Source organism: Streptomyces sp. CBMA29, from assembly GCF_014596445.1.
In the GTDB taxonomy this organism is placed as follows: Bacteria; Actinomycetota; Actinomycetes; order Streptomycetales; family Streptomycetaceae; genus Actinacidiphila.
The window spans coordinates 13,639-27,103 of the sequence record NZ_MECL01000005.1 but is presented as its reverse complement, the minus strand read 5'-3'; the positions used below and the strand labels follow the sequence as shown (position 1 = coordinate 27,103).

Sequence of the window (13,465 nt, the reverse complement as noted above, 5' to 3'; positions counted from 1 at the left end):
CAGCAGCCTGCCGCGGATTCCCCGGGGCGCACCGCTCCGCCGTGGGGGGCGGGGTCGCGGAGCGGTGCGCGGGGCCGCCGCTTGGGGAGCGGCCTGGGAGGGGGGTATCGGGGAGTGCGCGGGCGGCGGGCCCGCGGGACCGGTGTGCATGGGCGCCGTCGGGGCGTGCCCGCCGAAGGGCGCGCTGAACGGCATCCCGAGCGGCACCGGCAGCAGCGGCAGCCCGCTGAGCAGCCGGTCCATCGGCAGCAGCGTCCGGCCGCGCTGCCCGCAGTCCGGGCAGCCGCGGATGTGCCGGGCGAAGCGCTTGCGCCACAGCGGGCTCGGCACACCGTCCCAGCCGCCGGTCACATGGGTGAGACCCGCGCAGCCGCCCGCGTCGCCGAGCGCCCGCACCACGGTGCGCGAGGTTTCGAGCTGCTCCTTCATCCGCTGGACCTTCACCGCGGCGTGCTGCCGGGTCAGGCCCAGGGCGTCGGCCAGCTCCGAGCGGCCGAGGTCGCCGGTCTCCTCCAGCCACCACAGCGCGAGCAGCGTACGGTCGTCGCGGTCCAGCCAGCGGGTGGCCTCCGCGATCTCCCGGCGCTGGTCGGTCAGCCCGAGCCGCAGGATCGTGACGGCGGCGAAGTCCGAGGCCGGGTCCGGTATCAGCTCCGCCGCGTCCAGGGCGGTCTGCTGGTGCCACGCCGCCTTGCGGGCCTGCTCGCGGTCGCGCACCTGGCGGACCGCGATGGCCACCAGCCAGGAGCGGAACGCCGCCGGGTCGCGCAGGTCGGACAGGCCGCGCACCACCCGCAGCAGCGTCTCCTGCACCACGTCGTCCACGTCGTCGTGCCCGTCCAGGGCGCGCCCGACGATGTTGTAGACCAGCGGCAGGCACTCCGCGACCAGCCGGTCGAGTGCCGCCTGGTCGCCCGCCCGCGCGGCACTCACCAACACGGGGTCGGGACCGACCCGGTCGCCTGCGCGCATGCTGCTCACACTCCGTCCTGGCCCGGACTCCGGCCGGGTGACACGTATCTGCCCTCGGACAGGAGACGCTGCCACGACCAGGGGGATAACAGAAACCCGCCGGCCCCCCGGACTTCCCGCGCGGGGAGGTCCGGGGGGCCGGCGACCGGGACGGCGGGCCGGGCCCCGGTCCGGGGCCCGGCCGCGCCACCGGATCAGGAGGACGGCACGGTGTCCGTGAAGGTGGTGCCCGCCGTGCGGTAGGCCGCGACCTGGGTCTGCACCTGGGCGGGCGTCAGCACCTGGTCCTTGAGGAAGTACACGTAGTCGACCTGCTGGTTGTACGAGCGCGGGGTGTTGCTGGTCTGGCCCGCGAGGTCGATCAGCCAGTGGTTGAAGTCGATCCACTGCGGCGTCTCGGGCAGGTACGGCTCGCCGTGCTGCGCGACCTGGCTGCCGTCGATGTAGTAGGTGATGTTCGTGTTGTCGATGGTGATCTGGAGGTTGTGCCAGCCGTCGAGGCTGCCGTACTGCTGGCCGTGGGTGTTGACCGCGTTCCACGGGTCCGGGTTGTAGGTCTCCCAGGACGTCTCGTACATGATGTTCTGTGTCTCGCCCCAGCCGCCGTTGGGCAGGTACTCGAAGTCCTGCTCGCTGTAGTCCGGGTCCATCGGCGCGTTGAGCGGCGTGAAGGTGAAGAAGGTCTGGTTGACGTGGTCGCCGTCGGGGCCGCCGGTCGGTGTGTCGTTGAACTTGACCCGGGCCGCGTAGGTGCCGTTCTTGAACTTCCGTGCGGTGGTCTGGAGTTCGGTCTCCTTGGTGCCCGCCGCCGTGCCGTCGGTGGTGAGCCGCAGATTCATCACCTTGTTGCTCGCGCCGTCGGCGACGAAGGTCACGTCCTGCGGTGACCAGGTGGCGCCGGCCACACCGGGGCCGCCCTGACCGGACTTCACCGTCCAGCCGTGCTGCTGCACGGCCGGGTCGGAGCTGGAGGTGTAGTTGAAGTCGTCGAACATCGCGGGACCGGTCGGATTGCCGGTCGGCGGGGTGGTCGGGGGAGTGGTGGGCGGGTTGGTCGGGTCGTTGCCCGCGGGCGCGGTGCCCCAGACCACGGCGCCGCTCTTCTGCACCGTGACCTTGTTCCAGTTCGCGTACGCCGTCTGCGAGCCGTTGAAGGAGTAGTCGTCGGACTGCGTGAGGGTCTGCCAGTCGGCGCGGTAGAAGCGCAGTTGCATGTCACCGGTGTTCTGACCCGGCGTCAGCGAACCCGCGCCCGAGGTGAAGCCGATCTCCAGGTAACGGTCGGCGGTGGCGGTCGGATTGGCCAGCGTCCCGAAGGTGCCGGTGATGTTGCCGCAGCCCTTGACCGCCCACGAGCACGCGAAGCGGTAACTGATGTTCGGGCCGTCGGACTTGAAGTAGTACCGCACGGTGACGGTGTTCAACGGCACCGTGGTGCTGCCGGTGTTGGTGACCTCCAGCCACGGCTCGGACTGGTCGGCGGTGGCGCCGGAGGCGCTGGTGCGGTACTGCGCGCTCAGCGAGTCCTGCGCCGCAGAGGCGGGCATCGCGGTGAGCGCGGCGCAGGCGAGACCGGCCGCCGTACAGACGGCCATCGCCGTACGGACGCGGGTCGACATGCGGAACTTTCCTGACACGGTGATCCCTTTCCAGAGGGGGGGTGATGGTGCGGGACTACTGGGTGATGGTGCGAGGAGAGGTGGTGCGAGAGGTGGCTCGGGGGGTGTGCGGCGGGACCGCGGGGTGCGGGATCGTCCGGTGGCCGATACCCAGCGCCGCCAGCCGGTCCTCGTGCCGGAGCAGGGCGGGCAGGAAGTCCGTCGACCAGTCGCCCGCCGGATTCCAGGCCCGGTCGGCGAGCGCGCACAGCCGGGGGAAGACCAGGTACTCGGCGTGCTCGGCGGTCGGCACGAATTCGCTCCAGAGCTGCGCCTGTGTGCCCAACACCCGTGCCGCCGCGGCCGGTTCCCAGTCGGCGGGTACGGTCTGGCCGCCGTGCACGGCCCGCAGGTCGACGACTTCGCCCGCCTGGCCGAGCGGTTCGCCCGGCCGTTCGGTCTGCGGGTAGTCCAGATACGTGGAGCGGTGCGGCGCCATGATCACGTCGTGGCCGCGCCGGGCGGCGGCCAGCCCGTGGTCGGTGTCCCGCCACGGCATCACGGTGAACTCCGGCGGCAGCGTGCCCGAGTCCTCCGCCCAGCACAGCGGGCGCCGCCCCGCCTCGATCAGGAAGTCGCCGATCCGCCCGAGGAACCAGCCGCGCAGGTCCCTGGGCGCGGCCAGGCCCAGTTCCGCCGCGCGCCGCCGCGCCGCCGGGCTCTCCTCCCACTCGGTGACCGGGCACTCGTCGCCGCCGATGTGCACGTACGAGGAGGGGAACACGTCGAGCACCTCGCCGAGCACGGTGCGGCAGAAGTCCAGCACCTCGTCGTGGACGCCGAGGATGTTGCGGCACACACCCCACTCGGTCCACACGTCCAGCTCGCGCCCCGGCACGTTCCCCAGGTGCGGATAGGCCGCCAGCGCCGCGCGGGTGTGCCCCGGCATCTCGATCTCCGGCACCACCGTGACACCGCGACCGGCCGCGTAGGCGACCAGCGACCGCAGCTCGGCGGTGGTGTACGCCCCCGTGTGCGGCAGGTCGTCGAACCGGCCGCTGCCCGAACGCCCGATCATCGAGCGGGACCTGGCCCCGCCGACCTCGGTGAGCCGCGGGTAGGCGGCGACCGGCATCCGCCAGCCCTGGTCGTCGGTCAGGTGGAGGTGCAGCACGTTCAGCTTGTGGAACGCCAGCAGGTCCACGAAGCGCCGCAGGAACGACACCGGCTGGAAGTGCCGTGCGACGTCCAGCATCATGCCGCGCCAGCCGAACCTCGGCACGTCGGTGACCTGCACGCACGGCATGCGCCAGGCGACTCCGCTCTCCGGGCGCTCCGACAGGGCCTGCGCGGGCAGCAGTTGACGGATCGTCTGCACACCGTGCAGCAGCCCGGCCGGCCTGGCCGCCCGCAGCAGCACCGCGTCGGGCCCGACCGTCAGGCCGTAGCCCTCCGCGCCGAGACCGCCGAGTTCGGGGTCGAGCGCGAGCACCACCCGGCCGGTGGGGGAGGGCCGCAGCGGCAGCCCGGTGGCGGGCGCGAGCAGCGTGCGCAGCAGGTCCGCCGCACCCTGGGCGCCGTCGCTCGCCCGTACGGACGTGGTCTCGTCGAAGGTGAAGTGGCCGGGGATACGGGCGAGATGGGAGGGGTGCGGAATGATCACAGCGGCTCCAGTGGGGGGCGGCGGGGGTCGGCGGTCGACGGCGTCGAGCGAGGTGACCTGGGGCGCGGGCGTGGGGGCGCGGGGGAGCGGGCGTGCGGAGGGTTGCGGGGAGCGGCCCGCGGGGTCAGCCCTTCACGGCGCCGGCGGTCATTCCGGAGGTGACCCGGTTCTGCAGGACGAGGAAGACCAGCAGCACGGGCAGCATGAACAGCGAGGAGGCGGCCATCGTGGCGCCCCAGTCGGTACCGAAGACATTGCTGAACGAGGAGAGCCAGACCGGCAGCGTGCGGGCGTCCTGGTTCTTGATGATCAGCGTGTTGGCGAAGGCGAATTCGTTCCACGCCGTGATGAAGCCGAACAGCGACGTGGACAGCAGGCCGGGCGCGAGCAGCGGGAAGGTGACCCGGCGGAACGCCTGCGGCCTTGTGCAGCCGTCCACTTGGGCGGCCTCCTCCAGCTCCACCGGGATCGCCGCGAGGAAGCCGCGCAGCGTCACGATCGTGAACGGCAGCGTCGTCATGAAGTAGACCAGCGTCAGCATCGACAGCTTGTCGAGCATGTCGGTGTCCCGCGCGATCACGTACATCGGGATCAGCAGCGCCTCCCACGGCGCCATCTGCGCGGTGAAGACCAGCAGGATGAAGGCCCGCCGGCCGCGCCAGCGCATCCGGCCGACCGCGAACGCCGCCAGCAGCGCCACCACCAGCGACATCAGCACCGCGCCGAGCGTCACGGTCAGGCTGTTGCGCCAGAAGGTGCCGAAACCGTCGGCGTGCATGGCCGTGCGGAAGTGCGCGAAGGTCGGGTGCAACGGCAGGAAGGACGGGGTGTCGGCCTGGATGGCGGTGGTCGGCTTGAAGGCCGTGATCACCATCCAGTAGACGGGGAAGGCGGCGACCGCCAGCGTGAACAGCGCGGCCAGATGGAGCGGCAGCCGTCGCAGGGACCCGCGGCTCGGGCGCAGCGGCCCGCGGCCCGGACCGGCGGCACCGCTCGGGCGCGGGGCCTTACCAGTAGCGGTGAACGTGCTCACTGCGCGGCCTCCTCACGGAACATCCGGCGCAGGTTGAAGACCAGCACGCCGAGCAGGATCAGGACGGTCAGCGTGGAGACCGCGGACCCGAGGTCGTACTTGTGCAGGGACTGCGCGATCTGGAAGGCGTAGACCGGCAGCGTGGTGGTCGCCCCGTTGGGACCGCCCTCGCTGATCACCCAGATCTGGGCGAAGCACTTGAAGCACCAGATCACCTCCAGGGACGTGATCAGCGCGAACAGCGGGCGCAGCATGGGGAAGGTGACCAGCCGGAAGGTCTGCCAGGCACCCGCGCCGTCGATCCTGGCCGACTCGTACAGCTCCGCCGGGATCGTGGTCAGGCCGCCGTAGAGGGTCAGCGCGGCGAACGGCACGGACTGCCAGACCACCAGCGTCACCAGGATCGCGAAGGTCGAGCCGCCGTGCGCGAACCAGGCGTAGTCGCGGTACGACTCGAAGCCCAGCTTTACCAGTAGCCAGTTGACCACTCCGAAACGGGACTGGAACAGCCACTGGAAGATCGTGGTGGCCGCGATCACCGGAGTGGCCCACGCCAGGACCAGACCGCTCATCACCGCGAGCCGCATTCGCTTGCCGAGCTTGACGAGCATCAGTGAGACCAGTGTGCCGAGCACCATGATCAGCACGACGTTCAGCCCGGTCCACCACAGGGTGCGGCGGACCACCGTCCAGAACTCCGGATCGTCCAGCACCGTACGGTAGTTGGCGAGGCCGACCCAGGTGGCGCCGCCGCGGATCAGCTCGCCGAGGCCGAAGTGCTGGAACGACATGACGGTGTTTCTGACCAGCGGGTAGACCAGCAGGAAGGCCGTGCCCACCACGGTGGGGGCGACCAGCAGATACGGCCAGACCGCGGCGAGCGGGCGGCGGCGCCGGCGTCCGCGGGGCGGCGGTGGCGGATCCGCGACGGCCGGCCGTGAGGCGGCGTTGGGGGCGGTGAGCACGGCGGTTTCTCCTCGGGACGCTGACCGGACGCTGTCGGGCGGACGCGGATCAGAAAGGGCGCGGGCGGGGCCGACTGGTCAGGAAGCGGTGTTGAGGGCCTTGGTGACGGCCGCCGAGGCCGTCCTGCCCGCCGCGTCCGGGTCGCTGCCGGTCAGCACCTGCGTCATGTACTGCTTGATCGGGTTGTTGGCCTCGACCGCCGCCCAGTTGGGCGAGTTGGGCGTGGCGTGGCCGTTGGCCGCGCCGACCGCCATCACCGAGGCGCCCTCGTTGCCCGCCAACACCCCCGCGAGAGAGGTGCGGTTGGGCACGTAGCTCATCTCCTTGGCCATGTCCGTCTGCCACTTGGCGCCCGCGAGCGCCTTGACCACCTCGTAGGCGAGCGCCTGGTGCCGGGACGCCTCGGGGATCACCAGGTCGGAGCCGCCGGTGAAGACCGCGCCCGGCTTGTCGGCGGTCTTGCCGGGGATCGGGAAGAAGCCGATCTTGTCCTTCAGCGCCGGATTGGCCTTGACGATCGCGTCGGCGCCGCCGGGCACCGAGATGATCTGCGCGCTCTTGCCCTTGGCGAAGACGTCGGCCTGGAGCGGCTTGGCCTCGTCGGAGTCCTTCGGGCCCTTGCCGAGCGCCTGGAGCCGCTTGTAGAACTCCATGCCCGCCTTGGCCTGCGGGGTGTCCAGCGCGCCCTTCCAGTTGTCGCCGTCCTGGACCGCCAGGTCGCCGCCCTCGTCCCAGATGAACCCGGCCAGCGCGTACCAGGTCTGGCCCGGCAGGTAAATGCCGTCGTTGCCACCGGTGTTGAGCTTGGTGGTGTCCTGGATCCACTCGTCGCGGGTCTTGGGCGGGGCGGCGATCCCCGCCTTCGAGAAGAGGTCCTTGTTGTAGATCACGACGCGGTTGGCGGCGTACCAGGGGATGCCGAACTGCTTGCCGTCGATCTTGCCGGGGTCGGCGAGGCCGGGAATCCAGTCGGAACCCTGGAGGTCGGTCACCTTGTCGGTGAGGTCCTTGACGCCGCCGCTCGCCGCGTACTGCGCGACCTGCGTGTTGCCGACCTCCATCACGTCGGGCGCGTCGTTGCTGGCCAACGCGCTGGTGATCTTCTGGCCTATGCCGTCCCACTCCTGGATCTGGATGTCCAGGGTGGTGCCCTTGTGCCCGGCTTCGAAGTCGGACCTGAAGCGGCTGAGGAAACCGTCGGACATGCTGCCGCGCATGATCCACACGGTGAGCTTGGCGGGGGCCGGTGTCTTGGCGGAACCGCCGGTGTCGCCGGAGTCACCGGAACCGCCGGATCCGGAGGAGGAGCCGCACGCGGAGAGCGCGGCGACGGCGAGGACGAGCGCCGCGGCGCCGGGAACGAGTCTGGATCTCACGGGGATGTCACCTCGGGCAGGGAGCGAACAGGACTTACCACTTGCCAACTGGTCTAGTGCTGGTCAGTGAAAATGGCATAGACCACTGAGCGCGTCAAGAGTTCGCGCACCCGTCGTGCGAACTTCGTCAGCAGGCCGTATACGAGCGTGAACAGGGAAATGAGGAGTCGGGGAGTGCTGGCATACTGGTCAGCATCTGGTTAGTCTCAGCTCACCAGTACATACGAACTCACCCGCACGGGCGGCGCACGGCAGTGCCGCGTCGGCGGCAGGAAGGTGCACCCCATGGCCAGCGAGCCGCCGCGCTCGGCGCTGAAACGCGAACGGGTCCGCGACTACCTGATGGAACTGGTCGAGTCGCGCGCCCCCGGCGACCCGATCCCGTCGGAGCGCACCCTGTGCGAGCAGCTCGGCGTCTCCCGCCCCACGCTCCGCTCCGCCGTGGACGAACTGGTCACCACGGGACTGCTGGTACGCGAACACGGCCGGGGCATGTTCGTCGCCCGCGCCAAGATCACCCAGGAGCTGGCGCTCGACGGCCAGGCGCACCGCCTCCCGCAGGCGTCCGGCACCTGGGCCAGCCGCGTCCTGGAGTTCACCACCGTGCGGGCGGGCGCCCGCGTCGGCCGCAAGCTGCACATCTCGCCGGCCGCCGAGATCACCTACATCGCCCGGCTCCGGCTGGTCGACGACGAGCCGATGGCCATCGAATACCTGCACGTCCCGGCCGACCTCGTGCCCGGCCTGCACGCGGCGGACATGGAGTCCGGCGACTTCTACGACTTCCTGCGCGCCCGGCACGGCGTCCACGTCCACGAGGCCGTCCAGTCCATCGAGCCCACCGTGACCAACGACGAGGAGGCCCGGCTGATCGGGGTGCCCGTCCTGTCACCCGCGCTGCTCTTCGAACGGCTCACCAAGGACGCCACCGGCCGGCCGGTGGAGTACGTCCACTCCGTCTACCGGGGCGACCGCTACCGGATCGTCTCCCGGCTGGCCCTCGGCGACGCCGCGCCCGCGACCGCGCAGTCCGCCGACCGGCACCACCCGGGCATCCCGCCGGGCGACCTCGCGGGGCGCGGGGACGTGACGGCGCAGATGGCGGGGGAGGTGCAGCCCGCGGGCTGAGCCCGGGGGCGTACTCGCTGAGGGGTACCGAGGCGCACCCTGACCTGTCGGGGCGTGTCGAACGGCGGACTACGGTGCCAGGCCCGCCGGTTGCTGACGTATGCCGTCGCCGCCCTCGTCCCCCTCGGCGGCGCCCGCCGCCGCGGCGCTGTCGGTGCCGCGCCGGGGGCAGGGGCGGCCCGCCGCCGGATCGGTCCAGGCGGCCGGGGGCCGGGCGGTCAGCAGCGGGTCGACGGTCAGATGCCGGGCGCCCAGCGGCTCGGCCATCGCGCGCAGCGCGCTCTCCGAGAGCTTGATCCACGGCTGGGTCGGCCCCAGTACCGAGCGCAGCCGCTGGTCGCTGGTGAAGGCGACCGCCGTCCTGCTGCCGACGGGCGTACGCCACAGCCGTACGACATAGCCCGCAGGCCCCTGTCGCACCGGTACGTACAGCGGCCCTTCCGGTACGGGCACGGATTCCGCCGTGAGTGGGACCGGCCCTGCGACCGGCCCTGCGACCGGCCCTGCGACCGGCCCTGCGACCGGCCCGGGGGGCGTCTCGCGGGCCGTCGCAGGGGTCGTCTGCTCGTGGGGCTGTCCTTCGGGAGTCCGGTCGCCGGGTCCGTCGTGCTGGCTCACGTGCATGCAGCCACCGTAACCCGGCCGCCGGAGGCGCATTCGGCGAGGTCGAGGCGTGGACACCGCGCCGACCGGGCCCGCGCACAGCTTCGGCCACGCACCGGCCGCACGTCCGCCCCGGTGCGGTCACCCGCCGGCCCCGCGCCCGGCACCCGCCGATCGAGTGACGCGCCCTCCGGCACGCCCGCGGACCCCCGTCCTCCACTTGTCCCCGCCACGCTTATGGCGTCCGATCCGGGGCGAACGTTACGTTTGCGCCATGACAGCGCCGAACACCGTACTCACCTGGCAGGTCGAGGAGACCGGCGGATACGAGACCGCGTGGGTCGAACTGGCCGCCGGACGGCTGCGCGCGCACGGCCGCGCGGTCGGACTGAAGCCCGAACCGTACTGGCTGAGCTACGAGTTGGACACCGACGCCGGGTACGTGACCCGGCTGCTGCACGTCACCTCGCACACCGTCGACGGCACCTACGACCTCGAACTGCGCCGGGACGAGCGCGGACGCTGGACGGCCAACGGGCAGGTCGTCCTCGCGCTCGACGGCGCCCTCGACTGCGACCTCGGCATGTCGCCGCTCACCAACACGATGCCGGTGCTGCGGCACCAACTCCACCGCGACGAAGGCCATCAGGACTTCCTGATGGCCTTCGTCCCGGTCCCGACCCTCGCCGTCCGCCCCTCCATCCAGAGCTACACCCACCTGACCCCGCTGATGTCAGGGGCCCGGCTCGGCTACGCCTCCGGCACGTACCGCAGCGAGATCGACGTGGACGCCGACGGTCTGGTCGTCCACTACGAGGGCCTGGCCACGCGCGTCAACCGGGCGGCCCCCAAGCTCTGAGGGCCCCGCCCGCTGCCCCGCTGCGCCGCTGCCCGTTCGCCCGGCTCAGACGCCTGCGCCCTCCTCCGCGAGCACCGGTCCCTCAGCACCGCCCTCCGTCCGCCGCGCCCGGCCGATCGCCACGGCGGCCAGCAGCGGCGGGACCGCCGCCAGGAGGAAGCAGAGCGCCAGCGGTGCGCGGGCGACCAGCAGCGCGGCCAGGCCGCCACCGGCCGAAGACCCGGCGTTGACAGCCGAGTTGACCCAGGTGGTGGCGCGGGTGGTGGCGCCGTCGGGCGCCGCGCCCGCCGCCGCGAGATAGGCGGTCGAGAGGATCGGCGCCGTCACCGTGCCCGCGGCGGCGACGCACAGGCCGAACACCGCGAGTACGGGGGCGGCGGCCGTGACCGAGACGAGCGCGGCCAGGACGAGGAGCAGGCCGGGGAGCCGGGCGGCGGCGGGCAGCCGCCAGGAGACCCGGCCGTACAGCAGACCGCCGAGCGCGCTGCCCGCCGACTGCGCGGCGAGGATCCAGCCGACCGCCGAGGGGTGGTGGTGCCGGTCGGCGAAGGCGATCACGAACAGCTCCACGCAGCCGAGGCAGCAGCCGATCCCGGCGGCGGCGTACGCGGCCCTGCGGACGCCGGCGCCCTTCTCGCCGAACAGCCGCAGCCGCCCGGTCACCGAAGCGGTCGCCTTGTGGCGCGGCGGCAGCAGCCGGGCGGCGGGGGAGGCGACCATCGCGAGCGTGCCGCAGCCGATCAGTGCGCCGGAGAGCACCAGGCCGTTCACCGGGTGCACGGCCACCACGAGCAGTGGCCCGCTGAGGAAGATCAGCTCCTCCGCGACCGTGTCGACGCTGAACGCCCTTTGCAGCAGCGCCTCGTCGGGCGTCAGCGCGCCCCACAGCGCGCGCATCGTCGGCCCGAGCGGCGGACACAGCGCCCCCGTCGCGCCGCTGAGCCCGGCGAACGCCCACAGCGGTGTACCGGGCTCCCGTACGGCCGCGGCCAAAACGAACAGGGCCGTGGCGAACGGCAGCGCCAGCGTGGTGAGGCCGCGCCTGGCGCCCCAGCGGTCCACGAGCGCGGCCCGTGCGGGGCCGAGCAGGACCGACACGGTCGCGAAGAGCGTGGCCAGCAGCCCGCCGCGCGACAGCGATCCGGTGGCGGAGGTCAGGGACAGGACGAGGGAGAGCGAGACGACGCCGTAGCCGAGGCGTCCGAGAAGGGCCGCACCGAAGGTGCGGCGGGCATGGGGAAGGCGGAAGACGGCAGCGTAGGACGCCGCCTGGACAGGCGCGGACATGGTGGTGACCCTCGGGTTTCCGGGTGGAGGCGGGCGGTTTCGCGTATGCCGCGCAGCGCCGTCAACCCGCCGTCAGGGCGGGGCCGGTCGTCTGCGGGCGCTTACCGCTGCCTAGACACGGTGGGGGAGGATCATGCGCCGCACCCTACCCGTCGGGCAGGGTGCGGGAAAAGAGAGACCGGCCGCCCGGCCTGTGCGCACGGGGGCGGCGCACTGGCAGAACGGCCGGTCGGGGGGCCGGGGGTGCCGGGTGTCCCGTCCCCACGATGACCCGGCGGCCCGGTCCCCTTGACCCCGGCCCACTACCGCTCACTGCGGGGCCGGGGGACTTGGGAGCCCGGAGGCTTGCTTACATGTGGACGGCCTGGACGGTGGTGTCGCCCTGGCTGGGACGGCCGCTGCGGTACATGAGGGCGGCGAGGACGGAGCCGAGAGCGAAGAGTGCCGCCGACCACCAGTAGGCGGTGGAGTAGCTGTGGAGCTGGGCCTGCGCGGCGGCTCCCGCGCCCTTGTGGCTGGTCATGTAGCTGGTCGCGGCACTGGCGGCCAGCGTGTTGAGCAGCGCTGTACCGATGGAACCGCCCACCTGCTGCATGGTGTTGACGGCGGCGGAGGCCACGCCCGCGTCGTCGGCGGCGATCCCGGCGGTGGCCACGCTCATGGCGGGCGGCAGGGCCAGGCCGATACCGAGGCCGATGACGAGCAACTGCGGCAGGACGTGCGCCGCGTAGGTGCTGTCGAGGTCGAGGACGGTCAGCCAGGCCATACCGGCGCCGGCCATCGCCATGCCGAGCGGGACGATCGGGCGGGGCCCGAACCGCGGCATCAGGTAATTCGTGGCGAGCTGAGCGGAGACCATCAGCGCGCCGATCATCGGCAGGAACGCCAGACCGGTCTTGACCGGGGTGTAGTGCAGCGACGCCTGGAGGAAGTAGGTCAGGAAGAGGAACACGCCGAACATCCCGGCGCCGGAGATCGCCAGCATGATGAAGGACGCGCCGCGGTCGCGGTCGAGCAGGACGCGCAGCGGCAGCAGCGGGTGCGAGGCCCTGGTCTGCCACCAGGCGAAGGCGCCGATCAGCGCGCCGCCCGCGGCCAGGAAGCCCCAGGTCATCGGGGAGCCCCAGTGGTGGGTCTCGGCGTTCGAGAAGCCGTAGACCAGGCCGAACAGACCCGCGACGACCATGACCGTGCCGGGGACGTCGAGCTTGGGGCGGTCGGCGGGGGCGCCCTTGCGCAGGAAGGCCATACCGCCGATGAAGGCGACGACGGCGATGATCAGGTTGACGTACAGCGTCCAGCGCCAGCTCAGGTGCTCGGTGAGCACACCGCCGAGCAGCAGGCCGATGCCGCCGCCCGCGCCCGCGATGGCGCCGAAGATGCCGAACGCCTTGGCGCGTTCCTTGGCGTCGGTGAAGGTCGTGTTGAGCAGGGAGAGCGCGGCCGGTGCGAGCAGCGCGCCGAACATGCCCTGGAGGGCGCGGCCGGTGACCAGCACCTCGAAGTTCTGCGCGGCGCCCGCGAGGGCCGAGGCGCCCGCGAAGCCGACGACGCCGACCAGGAAGACGATCTTGCGGCCGAAGAGGTCGGCGAGGCGTCCGCCGAGCAGCAGCAGGGAGCCGAAGGCGAGGGCGTACGCGGTGACGATCCACTGCCGGTTGCCGTCGCTGAAGCCGAGGGCCTGCTGGGCGGTCGGCAGGGCGATGTTCACGATGGTGGCGTCGAGGACGACCATGAGCTGGGCGAGCGCGATGACGCCGAGCACCCACCAGCGGTGGTTCGCCTTCTCGGTCTTCTGCACCGGGCCCGTGGGGCCCGCGCCGAGCGGCCCTGAGGCCGCGGCGGAGTCGCCGACGTACGCGTCGGCGGTGGACTGGGATGACATGAGGCGGGACTCCTGTGGAGGAACGGGACGGGCAGGAACCGACCGGAACCGCTGCATGAACGAAACGGTTTCGTACTCCAACGACGGTACGACCC

General features: G+C 72.0%; 11 protein-coding genes. 2 read left to right on the top strand and 9 right to left on the bottom strand.

Going from position 1 to position 13,465, the window contains the following annotated elements:
- The 6 genes from BGM09_RS01365 to BGM09_RS01340 all read right to left on the bottom strand — a co-directional run.
- On the bottom strand, window positions 1-972 hold a 972-nt coding region (locus BGM09_RS01365; RefSeq protein ID WP_188279474.1), incomplete at its 3' end, for an RNA polymerase sigma factor.
- Between the two features lie 194 nt (window positions 973-1,166).
- Window positions 1,167-2,591, bottom strand: coding sequence for a cellulose binding domain-containing protein (locus tag BGM09_RS01360; RefSeq protein ID WP_188279473.1), 1,425 nt, complete (start codon window positions 2,589-2,591; stop codon window positions 1,167-1,169).
- Window positions 2,592-2,646: 55 nt separating this feature from the next.
- Entirely contained in the window at window positions 2,647-4,233 is a 1,587-nt protein-coding gene (locus tag BGM09_RS01355) for a beta-N-acetylhexosaminidase (RefSeq protein ID WP_188279472.1), read from the bottom strand.
- 124 nt (window positions 4,234-4,357) lie between these two features.
- On the bottom strand, window positions 4,358-5,197 hold the full coding sequence (locus BGM09_RS01350; protein ID WP_188279477.1) for a carbohydrate ABC transporter permease: 840 nt from the start codon (window positions 5,195-5,197) through the stop codon (window positions 4,358-4,360).
- 65 nt (window positions 5,198-5,262) lie between these two features.
- Window positions 5,263-6,231: a carbohydrate ABC transporter permease gene (locus BGM09_RS01345; protein ID WP_411158237.1), complete on the bottom strand. Its 969-nt coding sequence runs from the start codon at window positions 6,229-6,231 to the stop codon at window positions 5,263-5,265.
- Window positions 6,232-6,309: 78 nt separating this feature from the next.
- Window positions 6,310-7,608, bottom strand: a complete 1,299-nt coding sequence (locus BGM09_RS01340; protein WP_188279471.1) for an extracellular solute-binding protein — start codon at window positions 7,606-7,608, stop codon at window positions 6,310-6,312.
- A gap of 285 nt (window positions 7,609-7,893) precedes the next feature.
- Here BGM09_RS01340 and BGM09_RS01335 point away from each other — a divergent pair, with 285 nt between their 5' ends.
- Complete coding sequence (locus BGM09_RS01335; RefSeq protein ID WP_188279470.1) at window positions 7,894-8,736, top strand: GntR family transcriptional regulator; 843 nt, start codon at window positions 7,894-7,896, stop codon at window positions 8,734-8,736.
- Between the two features lie 69 nt (window positions 8,737-8,805).
- Here the strand turns inward: BGM09_RS01335 and BGM09_RS01330 are convergent, their stop codons facing one another.
- Entirely contained in the window at window positions 8,806-9,189 is a 384-nt protein-coding gene (locus BGM09_RS01330) for an SAV_915 family protein (protein ID WP_188279469.1), read from the bottom strand.
- Window positions 9,190-9,613: 424 nt separating this feature from the next.
- Between BGM09_RS01330 and BGM09_RS01325 the strand changes: the two genes are divergently transcribed.
- Window positions 9,614-10,198 carry a putative glycolipid-binding domain-containing protein gene (locus tag BGM09_RS01325; protein WP_188279468.1) on the top strand — a complete coding sequence of 195 codons (585 nt, stop codon included), beginning with the start codon at window positions 9,614-9,616 and terminating at the stop codon, window positions 10,196-10,198.
- 45 nt (window positions 10,199-10,243) lie between these two features.
- On the opposite strand, the gene BGM09_RS01320 is transcribed toward BGM09_RS01325, so the two are convergent.
- Both BGM09_RS01320 and BGM09_RS01315 read right to left on the bottom strand, forming a co-directional pair.
- Window positions 10,244-11,485: an MFS transporter gene (locus BGM09_RS01320; protein ID WP_188279467.1), complete on the bottom strand. Its 1,242-nt coding sequence runs from the start codon at window positions 11,483-11,485 to the stop codon at window positions 10,244-10,246.
- Window positions 11,486-11,834: 349 nt separating this feature from the next.
- Window positions 11,835-13,370 (bottom strand): DHA2 family efflux MFS transporter permease subunit, encoded by a 1,536-nt coding sequence (locus BGM09_RS01315; protein WP_188279466.1) that lies wholly within the window; start codon window positions 13,368-13,370, stop codon window positions 11,835-11,837.
- Between the last annotated feature and the right edge of the window lie 95 nt (window positions 13,371-13,465).